This window comes from Allobosea sp., assembly GCF_017308015.1.
GTDB lineage: Bacteria > Pseudomonadota > Alphaproteobacteria > Rhizobiales > Beijerinckiaceae > Allobosea.
Genome location: NZ_JAFKFW010000002.1, coordinates 359,997 through 385,458, shown reverse-complemented (window position 1 = coordinate 385,458; position 25,462 = coordinate 359,997). Strand labels below are relative to the sequence as shown.

At 66.9% G+C, this 25,462-nt stretch carries 21 protein-coding genes; 8 read left to right on the top strand and 13 right to left on the bottom strand.

Annotated elements, in window-relative coordinates; genetic code table 11:
* Positions 1-8 precede the first annotated feature (8 nt).
* On the bottom strand, positions 9-866 hold the full coding sequence (locus J0I42_RS01860) for a hypothetical protein (RefSeq protein ID WP_291652220.1): 858 nt from the start codon (positions 864-866) through the stop codon (positions 9-11).
* A gap of 312 nt (positions 867-1,178) precedes the next feature.
* Between J0I42_RS01860 and J0I42_RS01855 the strand changes: the two genes are divergently transcribed.
* The 5 genes from J0I42_RS01855 to J0I42_RS01835 all read left to right on the top strand — a co-directional run bounded on the left by J0I42_RS01855 (position 1,179) and on the right by J0I42_RS01835 (position 5,825).
* The gene (locus J0I42_RS01855) at positions 1,179-2,321 is read left to right on the top strand and encodes an ABC transporter permease (RefSeq protein ID WP_291652218.1); all 1,143 of its coding nucleotides are present in this window, start codon (positions 1,179-1,181) and stop codon (positions 2,319-2,321) included.
* A 2-nt stretch (positions 2,322-2,323) separates the two neighbouring features.
* The gene (locus J0I42_RS01850) at positions 2,324-3,154 is read left to right on the top strand and encodes an ABC transporter ATP-binding protein (RefSeq protein ID WP_291652216.1); all 831 of its coding nucleotides are present in this window, start codon (positions 2,324-2,326) and stop codon (positions 3,152-3,154) included.
* Between the two features lie 3 nt (positions 3,155-3,157).
* On the top strand, positions 3,158-4,300 hold the full coding sequence (locus J0I42_RS01845; protein ID WP_291652214.1) for an MlaD family protein: 1,143 nt from the start codon (positions 3,158-3,160) through the stop codon (positions 4,298-4,300).
* A gap of 4 nt (positions 4,301-4,304) precedes the next feature.
* Positions 4,305-4,910: an ABC-type transport auxiliary lipoprotein family protein gene (locus J0I42_RS01840; RefSeq protein ID WP_291652212.1), complete on the top strand. Its 606-nt coding sequence runs from the start codon at positions 4,305-4,307 to the stop codon at positions 4,908-4,910.
* 195 nt (positions 4,911-5,105) lie between these two features.
* Positions 5,106-5,825 (top strand): DNA helicase, encoded by a 720-nt coding sequence (locus J0I42_RS01835; protein ID WP_291652210.1) that lies wholly within the window; start codon positions 5,106-5,108, stop codon positions 5,823-5,825.
* A 75-nt stretch (positions 5,826-5,900) separates the two neighbouring features.
* Here the strand turns inward: J0I42_RS01835 and J0I42_RS01830 are convergent, their stop codons facing one another.
* Positions 5,901-12,107, bottom strand: coding sequence for an apolipoprotein A-IV repeat region-like domain-containing protein (locus J0I42_RS01830; protein WP_291652208.1), 6,207 nt, complete (start codon positions 12,105-12,107; stop codon positions 5,901-5,903).
* Between the two features lie 262 nt (positions 12,108-12,369).
* On the opposite strand from J0I42_RS01830, the gene J0I42_RS01825 reads away from it, so the two are divergent.
* On the top strand, positions 12,370-12,708 hold the full coding sequence (locus tag J0I42_RS01825) for an Hpt domain-containing protein (protein ID WP_291652205.1): 339 nt from the start codon (positions 12,370-12,372) through the stop codon (positions 12,706-12,708).
* A gap of 84 nt (positions 12,709-12,792) precedes the next feature.
* Positions 12,793-13,113 carry a 2Fe-2S iron-sulfur cluster-binding protein gene (locus tag J0I42_RS01820; RefSeq protein ID WP_291652203.1) on the top strand — a complete coding sequence of 107 codons (321 nt, stop codon included), beginning with the start codon at positions 12,793-12,795 and terminating at the stop codon, positions 13,111-13,113.
* Here J0I42_RS01820 and J0I42_RS01815 read toward each other — a convergent pair.
* Positions 13,104-13,295, bottom strand: a complete 192-nt coding sequence (locus J0I42_RS01815) for a hypothetical protein (protein ID WP_291652201.1) — start codon at positions 13,293-13,295, stop codon at positions 13,104-13,106. The two genes, J0I42_RS01820 and J0I42_RS01815, sit on opposite strands and share 10 nt — an antisense overlap.
* Between J0I42_RS01815 and J0I42_RS01810 the strand changes: the two genes are divergently transcribed.
* Entirely contained in the window at positions 13,279-13,701 is a 423-nt protein-coding gene (locus J0I42_RS01810) for a universal stress protein (protein ID WP_291652199.1), read from the top strand. The two genes, J0I42_RS01815 and J0I42_RS01810, sit on opposite strands and share 17 nt — an antisense overlap.
* 3 nt (positions 13,702-13,704) lie before the next feature.
* Here the strand turns inward: J0I42_RS01810 and J0I42_RS01805 are convergent, their stop codons facing one another.
* The 10 genes from J0I42_RS01805 to xdhA all read right to left on the bottom strand — a co-directional run bounded on the left by J0I42_RS01805 (position 13,705) and on the right by xdhA (position 25,435).
* Positions 13,705-14,307, bottom strand: a complete 603-nt coding sequence (locus tag J0I42_RS01805) for a hypothetical protein (protein WP_291652197.1) — start codon at positions 14,305-14,307, stop codon at positions 13,705-13,707.
* Positions 14,304-15,479 carry a vWA domain-containing protein gene (locus tag J0I42_RS01800; RefSeq protein ID WP_291652194.1) on the bottom strand — a complete coding sequence of 392 codons (1,176 nt, stop codon included), beginning with the start codon at positions 15,477-15,479 and terminating at the stop codon, positions 14,304-14,306. Before J0I42_RS01800 ends, J0I42_RS01805 begins: the two co-directional genes overlap by 4 nt.
* A gap of 83 nt (positions 15,480-15,562) precedes the next feature.
* Positions 15,563-15,835 (bottom strand): HU family DNA-binding protein, encoded by a 273-nt coding sequence (locus J0I42_RS01795; RefSeq protein ID WP_047582325.1) that lies wholly within the window; start codon positions 15,833-15,835, stop codon positions 15,563-15,565.
* Between the two features lie 319 nt (positions 15,836-16,154).
* A complete protein-coding gene (locus J0I42_RS01790; RefSeq protein ID WP_291652190.1) occupies positions 16,155-17,234 on the bottom strand; it encodes a BMP family ABC transporter substrate-binding protein in 1,080 nt (359 codons plus the stop codon).
* A gap of 31 nt (positions 17,235-17,265) precedes the next feature.
* Complete coding sequence (locus J0I42_RS01785; protein WP_291652188.1) at positions 17,266-18,189, bottom strand: ABC transporter permease; 924 nt, start codon at positions 18,187-18,189, stop codon at positions 17,266-17,268.
* On the bottom strand, positions 18,186-19,250 hold the full coding sequence (locus J0I42_RS01780; protein WP_291652185.1) for an ABC transporter permease: 1,065 nt from the start codon (positions 19,248-19,250) through the stop codon (positions 18,186-18,188). The genes J0I42_RS01785 and J0I42_RS01780 overlap by 4 nt, the downstream gene beginning before the upstream one ends.
* Complete coding sequence (locus J0I42_RS01775) at positions 19,243-20,787, bottom strand: ABC transporter ATP-binding protein (protein ID WP_291652182.1); 1,545 nt, start codon at positions 20,785-20,787, stop codon at positions 19,243-19,245. Before J0I42_RS01775 ends, J0I42_RS01780 begins: the two co-directional genes overlap by 8 nt.
* On the bottom strand, positions 20,771-21,613 hold the full coding sequence (gene xdhC, locus J0I42_RS01770) for a xanthine dehydrogenase accessory protein XdhC (protein ID WP_291652179.1): 843 nt from the start codon (positions 21,611-21,613) through the stop codon (positions 20,771-20,773). Before xdhC ends, J0I42_RS01775 begins: the two co-directional genes overlap by 17 nt.
* On the bottom strand, positions 21,610-23,952 hold the full coding sequence (xdhB, locus tag J0I42_RS01765) for a xanthine dehydrogenase molybdopterin binding subunit (protein WP_291652177.1): 2,343 nt from the start codon (positions 23,950-23,952) through the stop codon (positions 21,610-21,612). Before xdhB ends, xdhC begins: the two co-directional genes overlap by 4 nt.
* Positions 23,945-25,435: a xanthine dehydrogenase small subunit gene (xdhA, locus tag J0I42_RS01760; RefSeq protein ID WP_291652174.1), complete on the bottom strand. Its 1,491-nt coding sequence runs from the start codon at positions 25,433-25,435 to the stop codon at positions 23,945-23,947. Before xdhA ends, xdhB begins: the two co-directional genes overlap by 8 nt.
* Positions 25,436-25,462 lie beyond the last annotated feature (27 nt).

Sequence of the window (25,462 nt, the reverse complement as noted above, 5' to 3'; positions counted from 1 at the left end):
CGGCGAAGCTAGACGAAATAGGCGAGCTTACGCTCGGCCGGCAGCGCATCGATGTCGCGCAGCGCGGATTCCGAAGGGGTGGCGGCCGGGCGCGCGGGCTCTGGATGGGCGTTGCCGGAATCGCTGAAGACGATATCGTCGTCGAGCAACTGGACTGTGGCGAAGCGTGCTTCCGACGCCATTCGGTCCGGGAATTCCAGCGGGACCGGAGCATGGCCATCGGTCGCGATGTCGAGATCGTCGTAATGGCGCGGCGCGGCGGAAGGGGGCGGCACGATCATCGTGTCCGTGGTCGCCGCCATGGCCTCGAAGCTCACGCTGCTCTCCCGCGAGACCTCGCCGAAGGCCCGGAGGCTCGAATCCAGCATGGCGATCGTATCGGCGATCTTGTCGATCCGCTGGACCACGCTGTCGACGACGCCGATCGCCGTAGAAATCTCGGCGGCGCGTCGGTCGAGCATATCGCAGGCTGCCACATCCGCGCCGGTTTCGCGCAGTCCCCAGGCAGCCTCCTGGACGCCCTCGGTCGCGGCGAGAACGGCGCCGGCGGCTTTCTCGATCTGGGCGGCGAGCCCCGAGGAGCGAGCTTCGGCCTTGCCGCTGATGCGTTCGAGATCGGTGCGCAGATCGCTGATGAGCGCTGCAGCCTCGATCAGATTGGTTTCCCGGCTGGTTTCCTGCACGCCGAGCCCGACGACGCGCTCGATTCGCTGGATGGCGCCGAGCAGTTGCAGGGTGTCCGCCTGCCGGTTGCGCTTGGCGTATTCGACCATGAACCAGCGGCCGCGTGCCGTCTCCATCACCGCGGCCTCGATCGCCTCGTAGTCGGCCTGGCTCAGTGGTGTCAGCGAGCGCGCATCGCCCATGACGGATCTGCCTTCGAAGGACCGGCCGAATCAGGGAACCGGGGATGAAGTTGTGAACCAAGCCTGCCTTGCGATTGCTTAAGGAATTGCTGCCACCGCCCCGAATTGGAACAGATTGCCAGGCAGACGGTCGTTTTCGGGCCAAGCAACGTATTGGCTACGCCTCGGACGCCGCCGGAAGGCTCGCTGCTTGCCAAGCAGGCGCGGCGCAGCAATACAGGGCTGGGGGTGAAAGCCGATGCCACGGCAATGCGCGGACGCGTGCAAGGCCGTCTGGCAGTTCCGGCGAGGGGATGAGGGCCTCAGGGCGATATGGCGAGTCTCGATACCGCCGAACCGCAGGCGGCTATCCGCGATGACGCGGGCACGCTCGCGGTGGCGCTGACGGGCTCGTGGAGCGCCGACCGTGCCCCGCGCATCGAGGAACTGGTCACCGAGATCAGCGAGCGCCTGACGCAGTCCGGTGCCCGGGTCGATCTGTCCGAGGTGACGCGGCTCGATACGCTTGGCGCCTACGTCCTCAATCGGCTGAAGTCCCGGCAGAAACGGAATGGCATCGAGGTCGAACTCGTCAGCCGCCGGCCCGAGCACGGCATCCTCCTGGCCGAGGTCCAGCTTCACGACGAGGATCCGCCGAAATCCCGTCGGCATTTCGGGATCGTCGACGTGCTCGTCGATATCGGTGAGGGCGTGGTGCGCTTCGGCCGGGACATGGTCGGCGGCGCCATGTTCCTCGGAGAGGTCGTGGTCGGCTCGGCCAGTGTCGTCCTCGGCCCGCGCAAGTTTCGCGGACCGTCGCTGGTCAACCAGATCGAGCTGATCGCCTTCAACGGCGCGCCGATCATCATGCTGATCTCGTTCCTCGTCGGCTGCATCGTCGCGCAGCAGGGAATTTTCCAGCTCCAGCAGTTCGGCGCCTCCGCCTTCGTGGTGAACCTGACCGGCATCCTGATCCTGCGCGAGCTCGCGGTCCTCCTGACCTCGATCATGATCGCCGGCCGCTCGGGCTCGGCCTTCACGGCGGAGATCGGCTCGATGAAAATGCGCGAGGAGATTGATGCCTTGCGCGTAATGGGGCTCGACCCGATCGAGGTTCTGGTCGTGCCACGCATCCTCGCGCTGATCATCTCGCTGCCGATCCTGACCTTCATCTCGGCGATGGCCGGACTGGTCGGCGCCGGCCTCGTCTCCTGGCTCTATGGTGGCATCGGGGTCGATACTTTCCTCGCTCGGTTGCAATCGGTCATCACCTGGAAGCATTTCGCCGTCGGCCTGATCAAGGCGCCTTTCATGGCCTTCGTCATCGGGTTGATCGCCTCGATCGAGGGACTCGCGGTCAAGGGTTCGGCGGAATCGCTCGGCCGGCAGGTCACCGCCTCGGTGGTGAAGGCGATCTTCATGGTCATCGTCGTCGATGGGCTTTTCGCCATGTTCTTCGCCTCGATCGAGTTCTGACGATGACAGGGCAGGGCGCGTCACATACCGGTTCGGCGCAGGCTCTCGGCGAACCCGAGGCTGTCATCCGCGTCCGTGACCTCAAGGTCGCCTTTGGCGACAAGGTGATCATGGAGGGGCTCGATCTCGACGTGTTCCGGGGCGAGATCCTCGGCTTCGTCGGCGGCTCCGGTCAAGGCAAGTCGGTGCTGACGCGCACGATCCTCGGGCTCGTCCGCAAGCGGCGCGGGACGATCGAGGTTTTCGGCGAGGATGTCGACGACCTGAATCTCCAGCAGCGCCGTGTGCTCGAGCGGCGCTTCGGCGTCATGTTCCAGCAGGGCGCGCTGTTCTCGGCGCTGACGGTAAAGCAGAATATCCAGGTGCCGATGCGGGAATACCTCCAGCTCTCGCCCGATCTGCTCGACGAACTGGCGATGGTGAAGCTCGATCTTGTCGGCCTGCCGCGCGACGCTGCCGACAAGGTGCCGTCCGAACTTTCGGGCGGCATGATCAAGCGCGCCGCACTCGCCCGCGCGCTCGCGCTCGATCCCGAGATCGTCTTCCTGGACGAGCCGACATCGGGGCTGGATCCGATCGGCGCCGCCGAATTCGACGATCTAATCATGACCTTGAAGCAGACACTGGGCCTGACCGTCTTCATGGTAACCCATGATCTCGACAGCCTGTATCATGCTTGCGACCGAATCGCCGCTCTGGCGGACAAGAAGGTGATCGCGGTCGGCCCGCTGGCGGCGATGCTGGCGTCCGACCACCCATGGTTGAAGGCCTATTTCGGCGGCGAGCGCGCCATGGCCAGACTGCCGGCAGGAGAGCAGGGACGAAGCGGCTAGGGCATGGAATCGCGCGCCAATTACGCACTCGTCGGCCTGTTCACGCTCGCGGTCCTCGCGGCGGCTTTCGGCTTCGTCTACTGGTTCAACAGCGGCGGGGCGGGAAGCAAGGAGAGCATCCGCGTCATCTTCACCGGTACGGTGACCGGGCTGGGCCGTGGATCGAGCGTGCTCTTCAACGGTCTGCGCGTCGGCGAGGTCACCAGTATCGAGCTTCAGCCGGACGATCCGCGGCGTATCTATGCGGTGATCCAGGTCGCCAACACGACGCCCGTGCGTGACGACACGCGCGCGCGCATCGAGGCCCAAGGTTTGGCCGGCGTGGTTGCGCTGCAGCTCATCGGCGGCGATCCTTCCGCACCGATGCTGAAGGCCAAGCCCGGCGAGCCGATGCCGACGATCATCGCCGAGCGCTCCGAGTTGCAGGATATCATCGAAACCGTGCGCAACGTCGCGCAGAAGGCCGATGGCATGCTTACCTCCCTCGATGGGCTGATCAAGCAGAACGCCACGCCGATCAACAACACCGTCCGCAATGTCGAAAAATTCTCGCAGGCGCTCGGCAACAATGCCGACGGGCTCGACAAGCTGATGGCCGGTTTCGGCAGCATCGCCGAGACGATCCAGCCGCTCTCGCAGAGGCTGCAATCGCTGAGCGAGGAGCTGACCGCGGTGGTGCGCTCGGTCGATCGAGACCGGATCGCCAGCATCGTCGAGAACGTCGACAAGTTCACCGGCGCGCTCGGAGGCTCGAGCGCCGATGTCGCCAAGGTGGTCAAGGACGCAGCCTCGATCTCGGCGAAGCTGGACAAGGCGGCCGATCAGGTTGAGGGCGTGCTGAAGGCGGCGAAGGGCTTCCTTGAGTCGGGATCGGGCCCCGACGGCCGCAGCGCTTTCCAGGAGGTCGCGGACGCTGCCAAATCGATCCGGACACTCGCCGACAATCTCGACAAGCGCACCGCCGAGATCACGGCAGGCATCAGCCGCTTCACCGGGCCGGGCCTGCGCGATGTCGAGACGCTGGCTGCCGACGGCAAACGTACGCTCACGGAACTCAACCGCACCTTGCGGAATTTCGAACGCAACCCGCAGCAGTTCATTTTCGGGGGCAAGCCGCCGCTTCCCCAGTACAACGGATCACGCTAGCCCCATGACGACCGAGGTTCAGTTTCCTCCGGCCCGCAGGGCTCGCCGCTTCCTCCCCGTCCTGGTGGTGGCCGCAACGGCGTTTCTCGCCGGCTGCGGCGGCGGGGCGACGCCCACCACATTCGATCTCTCGGCGCCGGGCGGCTTCGGCAAGGCAGGCGGATCGCGGGCGATGATGGTCGTGGCAGAGCCGACGGCAGTCCAGGCGCTCGATTCCGATCGGGTCATCGTCAGAGATTCAAGCGGGGCCCTGTCCTTCGTCGGCGGGGCGCAATGGGCCGATCGCGTTCCGGCGCTGGTGCAAGCCCGCCTGATCCAGACCTTCGAGAATGCCGGACGGGTCGGCTCGGTTTCGGGGCCGGGCCAGCGCATCTCGCCTGATGTCCAGCTCAATACCAATATCCGCAGCTTCAACATTGATGCGGCGAGCGGAACGGCGGTGGTCGAGATCACTGCCCGGATTGTCGGTGACCGGACCGGGCAGATCCAGCGGGCGCGGCTGTTCGCGGCGCGCGTACCGGCTGGCGCGGTCGACGGACCGGCTGCGACCCAGGCGCTCGACCGGGCGCTGTCGCAGGTCCTGGTCGAGATCGTGCGCTGGGCACGCTGAGCGCATTTCGCCGGCAACCCGCGATTTCCTTCGAACCAATGCTGCGCTAGGCTTTGATTCCGGCTCGGCCCGAGCCTCCCCCCTCCAGCCGGGGCAGCATCATCATGCGGGGCATTTCCATCGACCTGACCGACTGTCCGGGCACCACGCGTGAGGAGGGATTGCGTGAGCTGCCTGCGATAGGAGGTTTACGTCATGATTTTGTCGGCTCCGATCCATCAGTTGAAACGTAAAGCGCGCCTCCTGAGCCGGGCGGAGCGCATCCCGCTCCACGTAGCCCTCGACCGCGTCGCGGCCGAGGAGGGCTATCGCAGCTGGAACCTGCTCGCAGCCAAGCAGCCCGGAATGGCATCGGTTCGCGCGCTCTGGCCGCTGCTTGAACCGGGCGATCTCGTACTGGTGGCGGGACGGCCCGGGCAGGGCAAGACGCTGGCGAGCCTGGCCCTTCTTGCCGAAGCGATGCGTGCCGGGCGCCAAGCTATCTTCCTTACGCTTGAATACACGCCGGCTGACGTGCTCTCCCGTCTGCGGGCGATCAATGTCGAGCCGGCTGAGTTCGCGGGCCTGTTCGATTGCGACTGTTCCGATGCGATCAGCGCCAACTACGTCATGGTAAGGCTGGCCGATGCGTCGCGTGGCACGGTGGCGGTGATCGATTACCTGCAACTGCTCGACCAGCGCCGTGATACGCCGGAGCTGGAGCTGCAGGTGAGGACGCTGAAAGCCTTCGCGCGGGAGAGGGGGGTGATCCTCGTCTTCCTCTCGCAGGTCGACCGTTCCTATGAAGCCTCGGGCAAATCCTTCCCCGGGATCGCGGATGTGCGGCTGCCCAACCCGCTCGACCTCGCCCTGTTCGACAAGACCTGTTTCGTGAACCGGGGTGAGGCGCGTTTCCGGGCGGCGGCGCCCGGTTAGCCTCTCCATAGCCATCTGAAAAGTAAAAGGCCGCCCTTGCGGGGCGGCCTTTCTCGTTCCGGTTGTGCCCGGTGCTTACTCGAAGCGCCCGCTGGCATGGGCCAGCATCGTGTAGACCTTGCCGGTCTCCGAGGTGAGGTAGGTCTTGGCCACCATCGAGTCGCGGTCGTCCTTGGCGGCTTCGCCGAGCAGGCGCTCGAACTCGTCGATATAGCGGTCGACCGTGTCCTTGAACTCGGCATCGCGCCGGTACTTGCGGCGGATCTCGTCGAAGGTCTGCTGGCCCTGCAGCGTGTAGAGCCGGCGGGTGAAGACGTTGCGCTCGCCGCGCTTGTAGCGGTCCCACAATTCGACGGCGGCGTCATGGTCGATCATCCGCGCGATGTCGACCGAGAGCGAATCGAGCTTCTCGATCGAATGCGTCGTCGGCTTGCTCGGCTCCGGCTGCTTGTCCTCGCGCGAGGCGCGGGTCAGGAGGTCCGAGAGCCAGCCCGTCTTGGCCGGCTGCTGTGTGGGCTCCGGTTGGCGGCGCGACACGTCCTGCACGGAGGCCGGACGGGTCGGCGCGGTCGCCGTCTCGATGCGGGCGGCGACGCGCGGCGCGGCAGGCTGCTCGGGCTCGCTCGCCGCAGCATCGATGGACGGCCGCAGCAGAGGCTCCTCCGCGGCAGGCGTGTGCTGAGGTGCAGGCGGGAAAGCCTGGGCAGGTCGCGCCGGAGCGGCCGGGGTGGCAACGGCGGCGGCGACCACTGCAGCCGCGGCCGGGCGCCGGCTGGCGACATGGTCGATCGGCAGCGAGACGTCGCCGCGGCGGCCGGCGCGCGTTACGATCTCGGTGAGATCGTTCAGCGCCTTGATCTGCTCGGCCACGACCCGGCGCATGGCCGAGGTCGATTCCTGGGCCTCGGCCGGTAGTTCGAGCACGCCGCGCTTCAGCTCGGCGCGGGTCGCCTCCAGCTCGCGCTGGATGCCACCGGTGATGCCGCGCATGTCCTGCGCCGCCTTCTGGAAGCGTTCGGTGACCTTGGCGATCTCGCCGCCGATCTCGGTAGAGACCTGGGCATAGGCCGCGCGCAGGGCTTCCGCCGTGCGTTCGCGCTCCTGCCCGGTGGCCGAGCGGATGGTCTCGAACTGCTGGGCGATCGCGTTCGTTGTCGATTCTGCCGAGTCGGACAAAACCGCGCCGATCTGGCGGGCTCGCGCTTCGGCCGTGCTGAGCGAATCATCGATCAGCGTGGCGAAGGAGCGGGTGATGGATTCGACGTCGTCGGTGCGGTTGGCGATGAGCCCGTGCAGTTGCTCCAGCGCCTCGCGACGTTCGATCAAGGCCTTGCCAACGCGGTTCTCGATCTGCTCCAGCCGGCCGGCGACGGCGTTGAGCGCCGCACTGCTGGCCTGCGTCGCCTCGTTGAGCGAGGTGCCGCGGTCGTCGAGCTGGCCGATCAGCGCAGTCGTCTCCCGCAGGGTGCCTTCCGAGAAGCTCTTCAGTTCGGCGATCTGCGCCGTGACCTGCTGCGAGGCCGAGCCGGCTTCCGTCATCACGGTTCCGATCACAGTCTGAAGCTCGCCGACGCGGGTCGACAGGCCATTCTCGACGGCCGCGAGGTTCTTGTTGGCGCCGTTGACGATCTGCTGCATCAGCTTGTTGGCCTCGCCGAGGCGTCCCAACATGCCCCCCAGCTCGTCGCGGAGTTGGTCGTTGGTGCCGATCAGCGCCTCGATCGATTGGCGCGAACCCGCTTCGAGCGTCTCGCGGAGCGCATTGGACGAAGCTTCGACCGCATTCGCAATCGCCGCGCCACGATCGCGCAGGCTGGCGACGATGGCGTTGCCGCGGCTTTCGAGCGCACGCACCACCGTCTCGCCGACGGAGGCGAACTCGTTGGCCAGCGCTTCGCCGCGCTCGTTCAGCGCCTCGACGGCACCATTGCTCCTGGCGTCGAACACGGCGCGCAGGGCTTCCACACGCTCGTCGACCGACTGGGTGAAGGTCGCGCCCTGCTCGCCGAGGGCTGCGACGAGGCCGCTGCCCTTGGCCTCGAAGACGCCACGCAGAGTCTCCACGCGTTCGTCGAGCGATTGGGTGATCGTATCGCCCTGGCGGCCGAGCAATTCGACGAGGCCGTGGCCCTTGGCGTCGAAGGCGGCCCGCATGGCGTCCGTCCGCTCGTCCAGCGAATTGGCGATCGCCGTGCCCTGGCGCTCCAGGGCGGTGACGATGCCGGCGCCCTGGCCCTCGAAGATCGCGCGCAGCTGCTCGGCGCGCTGGTCGAGCGCGCCCGAGATGGCATCGCCGCGACGGCCGAGCGCGGCAACTATGCCGAGCCCGCGATCGTCGAACAGGGTGCGCAACTGCTCGGCGCGCTCGGTGAGCGCGGCCGCGATGGCTTCGCTCTGCCCGGCGAGCGCCGAGACCATGCCGCCGCCCTGGTCGTCGAAGAGGGCGCGCAGCTCCTGCGCCCGCTCGGCCAGAACCGTGGCGATGGCTTCCGAACGGCCCTGCAGCGTGGCGGCGATCTCGTCGCCGCGGGTGTCGAGCGTGTGCGAGACCGTATCGAGTCGCCCGACGACGCGTTCCTCGAAACGCGCGACACTCTGGTCGAGCGTATCGGCGATCTGGAGGGCGCGGCCGCCCAGCGTCGCGTTGATCGTATCGGCCTTGTCGCTGAGCGTGCGGGTGAGCGACTCGCTCTTGGAGGTGACGACCTCGCCGATTTCGTCGGCCTTGGCTGCGAGCGCGCGGGTGACCTCGCGCCCCCCTTCGGCCAGCACGCGGGCGATATCGACCGTGCGCTCGACCAGCGCCTCGTTGAGGGCGGTGGCACGCGAGCCCAGGCTGCCGTCGATGCGGGCGATCAGGCTATCGAGCGTGCCGGCGATCTCGGCGCTCTTGGTGCCGGAGCGGTCCTCGAACAGTTTGATCTGGCTTTCCATCGCGTCCGCCGCCTCGCGGGTGCGACTGGCGAGGAGCTCCGCCGCTTCCAGCGCGCGTGTACCAGCCTTGTCGGCCAGCAGGACGCTGTCTTCGGAGATGAGCTTTTCGACCTGCGCGATGCCGGCATGGAGCGCTGCGGTAAGCTGCTGTGCGTCGCCGGAAATCTTGGCGGTCAGGAGGCCGCCCTGGTTGACGATCAGGTCCTCGAAGGCGCCCAGGCGCGCGGCGAGTGCGTTCTCGACGTCGCGGCCCTGCGTGTCGAAAAGCGCCGAGAACGCCGCAAGACGTCCGCCGAGAGCGGCTTCGATTTCATGCCCGCGCTCGTCGAAGAGCCTGGTCAGCGCGTCGTGGCGCAAGGCCAGCGCCTCGTTCAGTGCCTGGGCACGGCCCTCGACCGAACGCAGCATCGATTCGGCATTGGCCGAAAGTGCCTCGTTCACGCGGCCGCCCTGCTGGGTCAGCGCCATCACGATCTCGCGGCCGGTGCCGGCGAGCATGGTGCGGGCTTCCTCGGCATGCACGGTGAAAGTGTCGCGCAGGCCCTGTGTCGCCTCGGAAACGCGGTCGGCGACATGGCGGCCGTCGACATTGATCGTCTCGGTGAGGGATCGGGTCGCCTCGGTCATGCGGCGCGCCAGATCCTCGCTCTGCTCGCCGAGCAGGGTGTGGACCTCGCGGCCGGTGCTGACGAGATCGCGCACCATGGTCTCGCGCTGCTCGCCGAGCAGGGCACCGACCTTCTCAGCCGTGTCGCCGATGCTGGCGAGGAAGCCGGTCTGCTGCTGTTCGAGCGCGTTCTGCGCCGCTTCGATGCTGCCGGTGATGCGCGAGGCCAGAACGGCTCCGCGCTCGTCGAGCTGCTGGTCAATGCTGGCGCCAGTCTCGGCGAGGCGGGAGATCAGCGCGTTCGAACGCTCGGCCAGGATGCCGTGAACGGAGCGGCCGACATCGGCGACGCGGCTGGCCAGCGCCTGGCTCTCGTTGCCGAGCAGGTCCTTGATCTCGAGCCCGGCCTGCGAAACCTTGACGGTCATCGCGCCGGCCTGCTCCTCGAGCAGCGCGCTGACGCGCATGCCGGTCTCGGAAAGGCCGGAGAGCAGGCGCTCGCTCTCGCCGCCGACGACGGCGCTGACGTCCTGCCCGGCCTGGGTCAGGCGGCTCACAAGCAATTCGCTCTCGTCACGCAGGCGGGTCTCGACCGTGTTGACGGCGCCGGAGACGCTGGAAACCAGCGCCTCACTGCGCTCCGACAGGAGCTTGGCGACATCGGCGCCGGCATTGGAGACGCGCGCGACGGTGGCGTCGCTGTGCTCGCCCATCAGGCTGGCGAGGCTGCGGCCGGCATCCGAGACGCTGGTGACCGCTGCTTCGCTTCGCTCCGTGAGCACACGGGCCAATTCATTGCCGGCCTGCGAGACGCGCTCGACGACGCCATCGCTCTGCTGGCCGACCAGATCGGCGAGCTCGCTGCCGGCACTGGAGACGCGGTCGACGAGCTTCTCGGCCTGCTGGTCGAGCAGGGTATGGACGGTCTGGCCGGTTTCGTTGAGGCGGTCGACGAGCTTGCCGCCCTGTTCGGTGAAGAGCCCGTTCACCTGGCCCGCGACATCGGTGATGCGGCCGGTGAGGGTGTCGCCGTGCTGCGCGACGGACTCGCTGAGGGACTGGCCGGCGTCGGTGACGCGCAGGATGATCGCCTCGCTGCGCTCGCGCAGCACGTCGTCGACGGTGCGGGCGGTGTCGTTGAGGCGATTGACCAGCGTGTCGCCATGCGTGCCGATGAGACCATGCACGCTTTCGCCGACTTCGGTGAGGCGGTTGGCGATGGCTTCGTTCTGGCGGTTGAGCAGGCTGTTGACGCCCCGTCCGACCTCGGCGAGGCGCGTGGTGACGCTCTCGCCCTCGTCGGAGAGGGCGCTGCGCAGCGCTTCGCCGGATTCCGCCAGGCGCGCCTGCAGGGCCTCGCTCTGGCTCTCGATCAGCGCGACCATGTTGCGGCTGCTGACCTCGAAGCGCTCGGCCGCTTCCGTGCCGCGCGCCGAGATGTCGCGGGCAAGCGTCTCGCCGGTGTTCTTGAGCAGTTCGTTGACGCTCTCGACGCGGCCGGTCAGCGTCTCGGCGACCTGGTTGCCGGTCTCGCTGATGGCGCGGGTGACGTCCTGAGCGCCGGTGGTCAGGCCCTCGGTGAGGACGGCTCCGGTGCGCTCCAGCGAGCTCGCGATTTCCTTGGCGCGGCCGTCGAGCATGTCCGACAGGTTGCCGCTGGCGCCGGCCAGGCGCTCGGACACTTCGCCGGAGGTGATCTGCAGGCGCTCCACGAGGTCATGGCTGCGGCCGCTGATCTCCTCGATCATCTTCTCGCCGGCGCGGCCGAGTGCCTGCGTGATCTGGTCGCCCTTGGCGCCGAGAGAGCCGGTGACGCGGTCGCCCGCCTGCGAGACGGCTTCCGCGATGGCGCGACTGGCGCTGTCGAGGTCCTTGGCGAGCCCGTCATGGGCGCCGCTGATGGCGAGCTTGACGCGCTCGGCATTGCCGACCACGGCCTCACGCTGGGTGACGAGCTCGTCGATCAGCGAGCGCAGCCGGATTTCGTTGTCGGCATAGGCGCGCTCCAGCGTCGAGATTTCGCCGCGGACGATGGTTTCCAGCTCGCCGGCACGCGCCACGGCGCGCTCGATGCCGTCGCCCATGGCGGCAACCTCGCGGCGTATGGTCTGGCTGAGCGACAGCACGGAATCGGCGCCGGCGACCTCGGGCTCGGCGAGGCGCAGCGCGACCTCGGTCATCGCGCGCGAGATCAGGCGCATTTCCTGGGTACGGCGATAGAGCGCCGCCAGCACGAAGAAGAAGACGACGGGCGCTCCGACCGAGAGCGCGAGCAGGGTCCATTCGCCGATGCCGAAGCTGGCGACAGGCTCAGGCAGGCCGTTGCTGAACGAGCCGTAGCGGCCGAGCAGGACGAAGGCGGCGCCGCCGAGCCAGGCGAGCGAGGCCAGCGCGGCGAACCAGTAGGGCTTGCGCGACGGGCGCACGGCGAAGGCCTGGACCAGCGAGCTGGAATCCCGGCGGTCGTCATTGGCGACGCGGCTGGTATCGGGCGCGATCGCGGCGCGAGGCGGCGCTGGCTGTTGCGGGGCAGGAGCGGCGGAGGCCGGCAGAGGCGATGCCGGAGCCGGCTCGACCCGCGGCAGTTCGAGCTTCAGGTCGTTCTCGCTGGTCGAAGGCAGGCGAGGCTCGGTTTCGATCGGCGTCTCTTCGCCTTCCCTGGGCTGGTCAAGGCGAAGAGCCTCTTCGATTGCCGACATCGCAGCTTCAGTGGGATCCTGGAGCTTCTTGGGTCGATTCATCGGTGCCGCCTCGCCACGCTACTGAACATGGGCGCATACGGTGATCACCGCCGCCCCATGCCGCCTCTGGCCGGGTGAACGGAGACACTGCGCCCATCATTTACCAATTGGAAGGGTAGTGGACCCCCGGAGCATTGGAAACCCATTTGACCATGCGATTCACAAACGTCGTTAACGCCTCGTTTACCATCCGGGCGCTTCCTGAAGGGCACGAGACCGGCCCATGCGGCCATTTGATGACATCAGTCCAAGAGTTTCCGACATGACCGAGAAGGCCATCGATCTCGCCTATCTCTCGCGCCAGACCGCCGGCGACCACGATCTGGAGCGCGAACTGCTCACGCTGTTTGCCCAGCAATGCGTCGTCCACCTCCGGACCATCCATGGCAGCGCCGACCGGCAGGCGAGGATCGATGCTGCCCACACCCTGAAGGGCGCGGCGCGCGCCATCGGTGCATGGCAGGTCGCCGAGGCGGCCGACTGCATCGAGGAAGGTCTTTCCGGGCCGCAGCAGGAGGCGAACGACAGCGCACTCGATGCGCTCGCCCTGGCCGCCGCCGAGGCGAGGGCGGTCATCGCCCGCTTCGACTGCGCCGCGTGATCGGGCACTGCGGCGTGAAACCCCGTTCCGTGCCGCTTTGAAATGCTCTAAGCGGAGGCCGTCATCGCGCCGCCGGAGTCCTTCATGCCGAACATCACTTTCATCGACGCTCAGGGCGAGAGCCGCACCGTCGAGGCCGAAACCGGCTCCACCGTGATGGAGACGGCAATCCGAAACGCGATTCCCGGCATCGAGGCGGAATGCGGCGGTGCCTGCGCCTGCGCCACCTGTCATGTCTATGTCGACGACGCCTGGATCGCCGCCGTCGGGCATGCCGAGCCGATGGAGGAGGACATGCTCGACTTCGCTTTCGACGTTCGTCCGGGTTCGCGCCTTTCCTGTCAGATCCGCATCCGCGACGATCTCGACGGGCTGACCGTTCGTACGCCCGAGCGTCAGGGCTGAAGCTTTTCCGGAAGCTTTCCGGTCATTGCTTCGTTGCGCTCGCAATGACGGCTTGGTCGGGCACCCGGCGCGCGGCGCTGCGCCGCATCCTGCATTTTGCGCTGGATCATGGCGCCGGTACTGGCAAACTCCATGATGGTTTCGAAACCAGCCTTGGAGGATGCGATGTACAGATCGATCATGGTCCCCGTGGATCTCGCCGAAGCCGATCTCGCCCAGCCGGCGATCGCGGCCGCCGTATCATTCGCCAAGATCTCCGGCGGAAAGGTGCGGCTGGTCTATGTCCGCTCGTTGATCCCGGTCACGTATATGGAATTCGTGCCGGCCGATTTCGATTCCGAGCAGCAAGAAGACGCCGAGGCGAAGCTGGCCGAGATCGCGGCGAAGGTCGATCTCCCGGCTGAGCAGGTCTCTGCCAAGGTGCTGATCGGTTCCGTCCATGGCGAAGTCCTGGCCGAGGCCGATGCAGGCGGCATCGACCTCATCGTCATCGGCTCGCATGAGCCCGGCATGCTCGCCTATGTCATCGGCTCCAACGCCTCGGCCATCGTGCGCCGGGCAAAATGCTCGGTGCTGGTCGTCCGCTGAGCCTTAGCCCGTCCCGCCCGGAACGAGGCTTTCAGGCACCTCTCCGGTCGCGAGTTCGCGCGGCCGGTTGAGGTGGACGAGCGGCCAGACCTGCCAGAATGAGGCGGCGATCAGCAGGATGCCGAGCAGGCCGGCATTGGTCGCGCCCTGCTGGAAGGCGCGCAAGGTGAAGGCCGCCAGCATCAGGAGCGAGAGCGCGCCGACGACGGCGACGCCCAGCCATATCGGCTTCGGCCGCCCCGCGACGAAGCGGGCGCGCGGATTGGCCCGCGCGATCGCGGCCGATAGAGCCGTGACGAAGCGATGATAGCGCGGATCGTCGCGGTCGAGATCGGTGAGCGAACGCCATGACAGGTTGCCGAAGGTCACGGTCCGGCCGTCGCTGAGCCGGAGCTGCGTCTTGTAGCCTTTCGATGAGATATTGCCGGGCGCATAGACGAAGCGCACCTGCTCGACGGCGCTCAGGCGGATGCTGTCGACACGCCGCGTCCGGTCGACCTCGAGGGTATCACCGTCGAGCTTGTAGCCGATCTCGTAGCCGACCGGCTTGGGGCGTTGACGCCAGCTCGGGGCAGGGGCGTCGTCATCGTCCACGATCGTCGTCACCGCGCCAGAACCTTCATCGCGCCGTCGAGCCCGTCGAGTGTCAGCGGGAACATGCGTCCACCCATCAGGCCGCCGATCTGGCGGATCGACTGGGTGTAGTTCCAGAGATTCTGCTGGACCGGATTAAGCCAGACCGATTTCGGGAATTTCGTGGCCAGACGCTCCATCCAGACCTCGCCGGCCTCCTCGTTCCAGTGCTCGACCGAGCCACCGGGCATCGCGATCTCGTAGGGGCTCATCGAGGCATCGCCCACGAAGACGAGGCGATAGTCGGACGGATAGGTCCTGAGCACGTCCCAGGTCGCGATCTGCTGATCGTGACGCCGCCGGTTCTCCTTCCAGACCCGCTCATAGGGGCAGTTATGGAAGTAGAAATGCTCGAAATGCTTGAACTCTGCCCGTGCCGCCGAGAACAACTCCTCGGCCAGCTCGATATGCCAGTCCATTGAGCCGCCGACATCGAGGAAGAGCAGCACCTTCACGGCATTGCGACGCTCGGGGCGGAGCTTGACGTCGAGATAGCCGTGGCGGGCGGTCTCGGAAATGGTGTTGTCGAGATCGAGCTCCTCGGCCGCGCCGGTGCGGGCGAAGCGGCGTAGGCGCCGGAGCGCGATCCGCATGTTGCGAACGCCGAGCTCGCGGGTGTCGTCGAAATCCTTGAACTCGCGCTTGTCCCAGACCTTCACCGCCCGGAAATTGCGGTTCTTGTCCTGGCCGATGCGGATGCCTTCGGGATTGTAGCCGTAAGCGCCATAGGGCGAGGTACCGGCCGTACCGATCCATTTGCTGCCGCCCTGGTGACGGCCCTTCTGCTCGTCGAGCCGCTGCTTCAGAGTTTCCCAGAGCTTCTCCCAGCCCATCGCATCGATCTGGGCCTTTTCCTCGTCGGTCAGGAATTTCTCGGCGAGCCTGCGCAGCCATTCCTCGGGAATGCCGGCTTCCTCGATCGCTTGTTGCAGCGTCTCCATGCCCTTGAACACCTGGGCGAAGACGCGATCGAACTTGTCGAGATGGCGCTCGTCCTTCACCAGCGTGGCGCGGGCGAGATAATAGAACTCGTCGACCCGGTGTTCGGCGAGATCGGCCTCTACCCCTTCGAGCAGCGTCAGGTATTCGCGCAGGGTTACGGGGACCTTGGCGGCGCGCAGATCGGTGAAGAGGCGAAGGAACATGCCGCTAATGTGAGGGCATGGGGCGCCGGGTCAAGCAGCGTCCGCGTTTCATGCGCAAACGCTGCCTGAGCCCGATGATGGCCTTACGCCACCGCGTCGGCGAGGTCCTTGGTGACCTTGAACTTCACGACGGTCTTGGCCGGAACCTTGATGGTCGCGCCGGTCGAGGGATTGCGGGCTTCGCGAGCCTCGCGCTTGGCGGCGGAGAGCTTGCCGATGCCGCCGAGGGTGACGTCGTCGCCCTTCTTCAGGGTCTTGGCGACCGTCGCGCCGAGTGAGGCCAGGATGGCCGAGACGTCGGCCTTAGTCTTGCCGGTCTCTTCGGCGATGGCGGCGATCAGTTCGTTCTTGGTCATGAATTCCTCCTTGAGAAAGGTGGTTCAGGCGTCGCGTGTCGGAAGACGGGCATTCATGCTCGTTTCCGACACGCGCGACCGCGACACATGGATGCCATTCGCGGCGCGCAACTCACGCAGTTGCCACGGTTGTCGCGGAAAGACGATGCCCGCGGCGGTAGATACGCACAGGAAACGGCTTCGTTCCATCGGTTTTAGGCCTGCAACAGGCCCATTTTAGAGCTGGAACAAGCTTTTGAGGTCGAACTTGCCGATCGTCAGGCGCCGGAGCCGGCGAATCGCTGCGGCGTCACCGGGCGCCGCAGCGAAGATATCAAGCTCAGGCCTGGATGCCGTCGACATACCAGTCCATCTTCGAGAGCATCTCATCGCTCGCCGTCTCGCCGGCCTTGAGGCGGATTTCGCCCTTCTGATCCTTGAGCTCACCGGTGAACGGATGGAGCGTGCCGGCGACGATGCCTTTGGTGACTTCGTCGGCTGCCGCACGGGCCGCGGGCGTGACAGCGTCGTTATAGGGCGCGAGCTTGACGAAGCCGTCCTTGATGCCGCCCCAGACGGCGCCGCTCTTCCAGTTGCCGTCCATCACTTCCTTCACGCGCTTGATGTAGTAGCCCGACCAGTCGTCGACGATGGCGCTGAGATGGGCCTTGGGCGCGAAGGACTTCATGTCGGAGGCCTGCCCGAAGGCGAACACGCCGCGCTGCTCGGCTGCCTGGAGCGGGGCGGCAGAATCAGTGTGCTGGGTGATCATGTCGGCCCCCTGGTCGATCAGCGCCTTGGCGGCATCGGCCTCCTTGGCCGGATCGTACCAGGTCGAGCACCAGACGACCTTGGTCTTGAAGTTCGGGTTCACCTTGCGGGCTGCGAGATGGAAGGCGTTGATGCCCATCACCACTTCCGGGATCGGGAAGGAGGCGACATAGCCAGCCTGGCCCGTCTTCGACATATGGCCGGCAATGGTGCCGATTACGGCGCGGCCCTCGTAGAAACGGGCGTCGTAGGTCGCGACGTTTTCGGCGCGCATATAGCCGGTGGCGTGCTCGAACTTGATCTTCGGGAACTGCTTGGCGACCTGGATCGTCGGGTTCATGAAGCCGAACGAGGTTGTGAAGATCAGCTGGTTGCCGGCCTGGGCGAGCTGGCGGATGGCGCGCGCCGCGTCCGGCCCCTCGGCGACGTTCTCGATGAAGCTGGTCTTGATCTTGGCGCCGTACTCCTTCTCCAGCGCGAGCCGGCCCTGGTCATGCGTCCAAGTATAGCCATGATCGCCGATCGGGCCGACATAGACGAAGCCGACACCGAGCGGCGCCTGCGCCGAGGCGCTCCGGCCGAGGATCGGCAGGGTGGAGGCGGCGGCCGCGCCGAAGGTCAGCCTGCGGCGGGTGATGATGCTGGTCATGTCCGAAAACTCCCCGTTGTGGGTTGCGGCGTCAGGACGCCGAGAAGGGTTTGCCGAGGCAGGCGGGCGCGTCGAGCCGGCCGGTCTTCCGTCCTAGCGACATCATGGTCAGAACTGCAATGGTCGCAAGGTAGGGGGCCATCGCCAGCACCTCCGGCGCAAACCAGGTGACACCGGCTGCCTTCAACTGCAATTCGAGCGTCATCACGGCGCCGAACAGATAGGCTCCGAGCAGCAGGCGCCCCGGCTTCCAGGCCGAGAACACGACGAGCGCGAGCGCGATCCAGCCGCGTCCGGCCGTCAGCCGATCGGCCCACATCGGCGTCAGCGCCAGCGAGAAATAGGCGCCGCCGAGCCCCGCCAGCGCGCCGCCGAAGGCGACCGCCGCATAGCGAATGGCGATCACCGGATAGCCGATGGCATGGGCGGAAGCGTCGTTTTCGCCCACGGCGCGCAGAATCAGCCCCGGTCGCGTCCGGCGCAGGAACCAGCCGACGGCAGCGACGAGCGCGAACGAGAGATAGACGAGGATGTCGTGGCCGAAGATAACCCGAAGAAGCGGGTGCTCGGACAGCATCGCCGGAAACACCGGCTGGAGCCGCGTGATGGTGCGCCCGACGAAGCCCGCGCCGATCAGCGAGGAGGCGCCGATGCCGAAGATCGTCAGCGCGAGCCCCGTCGCGACCTGATTGGCCATCAGCGAGAGCGCGAGCACGGCGAAGATCATCGAGGCAGCGACTCCGGCAATGATCGCCGCGATAAGGCCGATGCCGGTGCTGCCGGTCGAGAACGCCACGGCGAAGCCTGCAACCGCGCCGCACAGCATCATGCCCTCGACACCGAGATTGAGCACGCCCGACTTCTCCGCGACGAGCTCGCCCAGAGAGGCCAGCAGCAACGGTGTCGAAGCCGCGATCAAGGTCATCAGGATGGAGACAAGCATGGCGGAGGTCATGCCACCCTCCGCTTGAGGGCGATGCGCCAGCGCACCAGCACGTCGGTGGCGAGCAGCATGAACAGCAGCGTCGCCTGGAACAGGCCGGTTGCGGCCTGCGGCAGCCGGACCGTCGACTGAGCGATCTCGCCGCCGACATAGGTCCCGGCCAGCACGATGCCGCCGAAGACGATGCCGAGCGGATTGAGCCGGCCCAGGAAGGCGACGATGATCGCGGTGAAGCCGTAGCCGACCGGGAATTGCGGCGTGAGCTGGCCGAACGGACCGGCCGCTTCGAACAGGCCGGCAAGCCCGGCGAGCGCGCCGCTGATCAGCATCGTGGCCCAGGTCGTACGCGCGGCGCTGAAGCCGCCATGGCGCGCGGCAGCCGGCGCGAGGCCGACGACCTTGATCGCATAGCCGGCGGTGGTCTTCTCCATCAGCAGCCAGGCGATCACCGCGAGCACAAGCGCGGCGGGGATGCCGAGATGGACGAGCGAGCCTTCCAGTACGGTCGGCAGGGTCTGGTCGGCGGTGAACATCCGCGTCTGCGGGAAGTTGAAGCCTCCGGGATCCTTCCAGGGGCCGCGCACCAGAAAATACAGGAACTGTACCGCGACATAGGTCAGCATCAGGCTGGTCAGGATTTCGCTGACCTGCAATTTGACGCGCAGGAGGGCGGGGATCGCTGCCCAGGCCATGCCGCCGAGGATGCCGGCCAGCACCATGGCGGGCAGGATCCACCATCCCGTCATGTCATAGGTTAGCAGGGCGACGCCGGTCCCGGCGATGGCGCCCATGACGTACTGTCCCTCGGCGCCGATATTCCAGACATTGGCCCGGAAGCCGATGGCCAGCCCGAGCGCGATCATCACCAGCGGCGCGCCCTTGACCCCGATATCACCCCAGCGCTGCGGCTCGAGAAAGGGCGTCAGGAAGATGCTCTCGACGGCATGGAAACCGTCATAGCCCATGGCGGTGAAGACGATCATGCCGATCACCATGGTGAGCCCGATCGCGATCAGCGGGCTTGCAAGCAGCATCAGCGTGCTCGGCTCGCGGCGGCGGCGCCATTCAAGCATGTGCCGTCTCCGCGCCGTGGACGCCGCCCATCATCAGGCCGATCTCGTCGATGCCGAGGCTGGCGACGGGGCGCGGCGCCGAGAGCCGCCCCTCGTTGATGACGCAGAGCCGGTCGGCGAGCTCGAGCAGTTCATCGAGGTCCTGCGAGATCACGACCACGGCCGAGCCCTTGGCTGCGAGATCGACCAGTTCCTGCCGGATCGCGGCGGCGGCGCCGGCATCGACCCCCCAGGTCGGCTGCGAGACGACAAGAACGGCCGGCTGCTGGCCAATCTCGCGGCCCATGATGAATTTCTGCAAATTGCCGCCCGAAAGCGAGCTGGCGAGTGCGGCATTCCCGGTGGTGCGGACGTCGAAGAGCTTGATGACGTTGTCGGCGAAACGCTTCACGTTGCCTCGGCTGATGAAGCCATGCGGCGCCAATGGCAGTCGGTGGCGCGCGGTCAGGACGCCGTTGTCGGCGAGCGAGAAATCCGGCACGGCGGCATGGCCGTTGCGCTCCTCGGGTACGCAGGCGAGGCCGAGGGCGCGGCGCGCGCCTGCGCCTTCCAGCCCGATCGCTTCGCCGTCGAGCTTGATCGCCAGGGCATCACCCGCGAGCTGTTCGCCCGAGAGAGCGGTCAGGAGTTCGGCCTGTCCGTTGCCGGCGACACCGGCGATGCCGAGGATCTCGCCGGCGCGCGCCTCGAAGGAAACGCTCTCCAGATCGGTGCCGAAGGGCGGCTCACCGGGGAGTGAAAGGCCTTTGACCTCCAGCCGGACCGCGCCGCTGCCGGCCGCCTTGCCGTGCTCGATCTTGCGCAGCTCCGCACCGATCATCAGCTCGGCCATGCGCCTGGTCGTCTCGACCTTGGGGTCGCAGCTCGCAACGACGCGCCCGCCGCGCAGGATGGTGGCACTGTCGCAGAGCGCTTTGATCTCGTGCAGCTTGTGCGAGATGTAGAGGATTGAGCAGCCTTCCGCCGCGATCTGCCGGAGCGTCGCGAACAGGCGCTCGACCTCCTGCGGCGTCAGCACCGAGGTCGGCTCGTCCATGATCAGCAGCTTCGGCTTCTGTAGCAGGCAGCGCACGATCTCGATGCGCTGGCGCTCGCCGACCGAGAGCGTATGCACCTCGCGTTCGGGGTCGAGCGGCAGAGAATAGGATTGCAGGATCGTCGCGACGCGTTGTTTGAGCTCCTCGCGATCGACCGCTTCGTCGAGTCCAAGCGCGATGTTCTCGATCACCGTCATCGCGTCGAACAGCGAGAAATGCTGGAAGACCATGCCGATGCCGAGCTTGCGCGCGGCCTTGGGCGAGGGGATCGACACGGGCGAGCCGTTCCAGGAGATGGTGCCCTCGTCGGCCTGCTGGACGCCGTAGATGATCTTGACCAGTGTCGATTTGCCCGCGCCGTTCTCGCCGAGCAGGGCGTGAATTTCGCCGGGCCTGACGCTCAGGCTGACGTCCTCATTGGCTTTGACGCCTGGAAAGCTCTTCGAAATATGGGCGAGCGCCAGCCGCGGCGGCACCTCCTGCTCACGCGGCTGATTCATGTCTCGCTTTTCTCCTTCGCGCCGGTTCCCGGCGGCCAAGCAAGCAACGCACCAGCTCGGCTGCCGTCAAGGCCGCGATCACCTCCGGGCGCTTGTCGTCCACATCCGAACCGCCGATCGGGCAGGTCAGGCGCGCCAGCACCTCGCGCCGCCCGCCGCTGCGCAGGAAACTTGCCTCGAAACGGGCGCGCTTGGTCGCAGAGCCGATCATGCCGACATAAGCGGCATCGCCGCGCGCCAGTGCCGCCTCGGTCAGCCGGTAGTCGAGCGCGTGACTGTGCGAGAGCACCACGAAGGCCGCTTTGCCCGGTGCGCTTGCGATCGCATCGACAGGATCGGCCCTGCGGATGCAGGTGACGGCGGCTGGAAGTCCGCTCATGACGTCGTCGCGATCGTCGATCAGCGAAACGGATACGGGCAAGAGCGCCATTACTTTCGCAAGAGCCCGGCCAGTATGCCCGGCGCCGAAGATCAGCACCGGCGGCCGCGCCGCGGCCTCCGCCTTCTCGCGGGTGCTGAACAGAGTGATCTCGGCTGCCCCGGCATGGCGCAGCGACACGCGCACCCGCCCGCCGCAGCACTGCCCCATCTGCGGACCGAGCGGAATGTCGAGCAACCGCTCATCGGCGCCGTCGCTCAGCATGTGCCGGGCGATGTCGATGCAATGGAATTCGAGCTGCCCGCCGCCGATGGTCCCCGCGATGGCGTTCGAGCTCACAGCCATACAGGCCCCGGCTTCGCGCGGCGTCGAGCCTTCCGCGGCTTCAATGCGGACGAGAACGATGCCGTTGCGCTGATGGGCGGTGAGGAAAGCTGCGAGGGTCATCGTGCGGCCTCCGCCCGGACTCGCTCGACAGCATCCAGCACGCGCTCCGGCGTCGCCGGCGCATCGAGGCGCGGGCAGATGCGATGATCGCCGACGCTCGCCACCGCATCCGAAAGTGCGTGCAGCGCCGAGATCGCCAGCATCAAGGGCGGCTCGCCCACCGCCTTGGAACGATGGATCGTCGGCTCGCGGTTCGGCGCGTTTTCGAGCAGGTGTACGTTGAAGATGCGTGGCCGGTCCGAGGCGACCGGGATCTTGTAGGTCGAGGGCGCATGGGTCCAGAGGCGGCCCTTCCTGTCCCAGACCAACTCTTCGGTCGTCAGCCAGCCCATGCCCTGCACGAAGCCGCCCTCGATCTGGCCCTTGTCGATCGCCGGGTTCAGCGACTGCCCGCAATCGTGCAGGATATCGACGCGCTCGATCTTGTACTCGCCGGTCAGCGTGTCGATTGCGACCTCGGCCGCCGCCGCGCCATAGGCGAAATAATAGAACGGGTGGCCGCGCCCGGCCTTGCGGTCCCAATGGATTTTCGGCGTTGCATAGAAGCCCGTTGCCGAGAGCTGGACGCGCGCAATATAGGCGGCCGCGATCAATTCCTTGAACGCGATCTCGCGAGCGCCGATCTTCACGCGGCCGGGCAGGAAGGCGACATCCCCGGCCTCGACCTGCCAATGCTTCCTTGCGAATTCCGTCAGCCGCTTCTTGATTGTCTCGCAGGCGTCGAGCGCCGCCATGCCGTTGAGATCGGAGCCGGAGGAAGCGGCGGTGGCCGAGGTGTTCGGCACCTTGCCGGTGGTCGTCGCGGTGATCTTGACCTGATCGAGCCCGATGCCGAAGGCATGCGCCACCACCTGCGCCACCTTGATATAGAGCCCTTGCCCCATCTCGGTGCCGCCATGGTTCAGCGCGACCGTGCCGTCCGTATAGACATGCACCAGCGCCCCGGCCTGGTTGAACCAGGTCGCGGTGAAGGAGATGCCGAACTTCACCGGCGTCAGCGCGATGCCGCGCTTGACGATCGGGCTCGTCCTGTTGGCCTCGCGGATCGCGGCCTTGCGTGTCTGATAATCGCAGCGCCGTTCCAGCTCGCCGATGACATCGGCCGCGATGTTGTCTTCGACCGTCTGGTGATAGGGCGTGACGTCGCGGCCGGGGCCGCCATAGAGGTTGCGCCGGCGCACCTCCAGTGGGTCGAGCCCGGTCGCATAGGCGACCTCTTCGATGAAGCGCTCGGCCCCGACCATGCCCTGCGGCCCGCCGAAGCCGCGGAAGGCCGTGTTGGAGCAGGTATTGGTGAAAAGCGGCTCGGAGCGGGCGCGCACCGCCGGGTAGAAATAGCAATTGTCCATGTGGAACAGGGCGCGGTCCGTCACCGGCCCCGACAGATCGGCGTTCCAGCCGCAGCGCGCCGCATAGATGGCGTCGACCGCGTGGATGCGCCCCTCGTCGTCGAAGCCGATCTCGTAGTCGCAGACGAAATCGTGCCGCTTGCCGGTGATCGCCATGTCGTCGTCGCGATCGGGCCGGAGCTTGACCGGCCGCTTCAGTTTTCGGGCGCAGAGCGCGGCGACGCAGGCGAAAAGATTGGCCTGCGTTTCCTTGCCGCCGAAACCGCCGCCCATGCGCCGGACCTCGACGGTGACCGCATGCGAGCCGATGCCGAGCACGACGGCGACCATGTGCTGGACCTCGCTCGGATGCTGGGTCGAGACCAGCACGGCGATGTCCTCGTCCTCGCCGGGGATGGCGAGCGCGATCTGGCTTTCGAGGTAGAAATGCTCCTGCCCGCCGATCGCCATCGCGCCTTTCAGCCGGCGCGGGCTGGCCGCGAGTGCCCCCGCGACATCGCCGCGTTCCAGTTTGAGCGGCTCGGTGACCAACTTGCCGCCGGCCCTGCGCGCGGCGGCGACATCGATCAGCGGCGCCTCCTCGGCATACTCCGCATTGGCCAGCGTCGCGGCCTGTCTTGCCAGCTCGCGGGTCTCGGCGACGACCGCAAAGAGCGGCTGGCCGTGGAACAGGATAGCCTGCGTCGCGAAGACCGGCTCGTCATGCAGATGTGTCGAGGAGATGTCGTTGACGCCGGGGATATCCGCCGCCGTCAGAACGGCGATGACGCCGGGCGCTTGCCGGACGGCATCGAGATCGAGCGAGAGCAACCGGCCGTGGGCGATCGTGCTCGTGCCGAGATAGGCGTGCAGCAGTCCTTCGGGCGCGGCGACGTCGTCGACATAGAGTGCCTCGCCCGCGACATGCTTGGGGGCGGAATCATGGATGCGGGAGCTGCCGACCGGGCCGCTCTCCACTCCCATATAGAGCCTGCGACGCGCGTCAGCCATTGGCGGTCTCCGCCAGCAGGCCGACGACCCGGGTTTGCGCCTGTGTCTGCGTGGTCTCGATCAGGAAGCGGCGCAGCAGGTTTCCGGCGATCTTAAGCCGATAATGCGCCGAGGCGCGCATGTCGTCGAGTGGAGTGAAGTCTTGAGGCAGGGCGGCTATGGCCGCCGCGACGGCCGCCTCGTTCCAGCGTTGGCCGGCGAGCACCGCTTCTGCCGCCGCCGCTCGCTTCGGGATGCCGGCCATGCCACCATAGGCGAGACGGGCTTCGCTGATCCGGCCATCGCTGCCGAGCGTCAGCCGGAACGCGCCGCAGACGGCCGAGATGTCCTCGTCGAAGCGCTTGGAGACCTTGGAGGCGTGGAGCAGCGCGCCCTTTGCCAGTTTCGGGACCAGCACGGTCTCGACGAACTCGCCGGGGCGCCGGTCCTGCTTGCGGTATGCGGTGAAGAAGCTTTCGAGCGGGATGGAACGGCGCTCGATCCCTGCCTCGGAGTGTCGTGCCAGCACCAGCGTCGCGTCGAGCGCGATCAGGGCCGGCGGCAGGTCGCCGATCGGCGAGCCGTTGGCGATGTTGCCGCCGATCGTGCCGGCATTGCGCACCTGCTCGCCGCCGAAGCGGCGCATCAATTCATCGAGCTGCGGCGAGAGCGCGGCCAGCGCTTCCCGCACGTCGATGTTGTTCGCCATCGCGCCGAAGCGGAGATGGTCGCCTTCGTCGATGATGGCGCGCAAAGCCTCGATGCGCCCGAGGTAAATCACGGAATCAAGGCGTCTCATCGCCTTGGTGACCCAGAGCCCGACATCGGTTGCGCCGGCCACCAGCGTCGCCTGCGGATGTGCCGCGACAAGCTCGGCAAGCGCTTCGACAGTCGCGGGTGCATGGAAACGGCCGCCATCGCCCTGCAAGGCCAACGTCTCGGTATCGTCGAGTGTCTCAAGCCGCGCCGCGACCGCCTCGCGCTCCGACAGAAACCGATCCGCCTCTCGCGGTGCAACCTCGTCCATGCGTCGTCCAGCGGCGATGATCGGCTCGTAGCCCGTACAGCGGCAGAGATTTCCGGCCAGTGCATCCTCGATACGGCCCACGTTCGGCTCCGCCTCGTTGAGCCTCAGCGCCAATAGCGACATCACGAAGCCCGGCGTGCAGAAGCCGCATTGCGAGCCGTGGCACTCGACCATAGCCTGCTGTACCGGATGCAGACTGCCGTCGGCGCCCTTTAGATGCTCGACGGTGAGGAGCTGGCAGCCATCCAGCGTCGGCAGGAAGCGGATGCAGGCATTGATCGCCTCGTAGCGCAGCCGGCCGCGATCGAGCCGCCCGACGACGACGGTGCAGGCGCCGCAGTCGCCCTCGGCGCAGCCTTCCTTGCTGCCGGTCATGCGCTGGTCGAGGCGCAGCCAGTCGAGCACGGTAAGTGTCGGATCGCAGCGGTCGATTTCGACCAGCCTGTCGCCGAGCAGGAAGCGCAAGCTGTCACGCATCCTGCCCGCTCCATTCGCAAAGCCAAA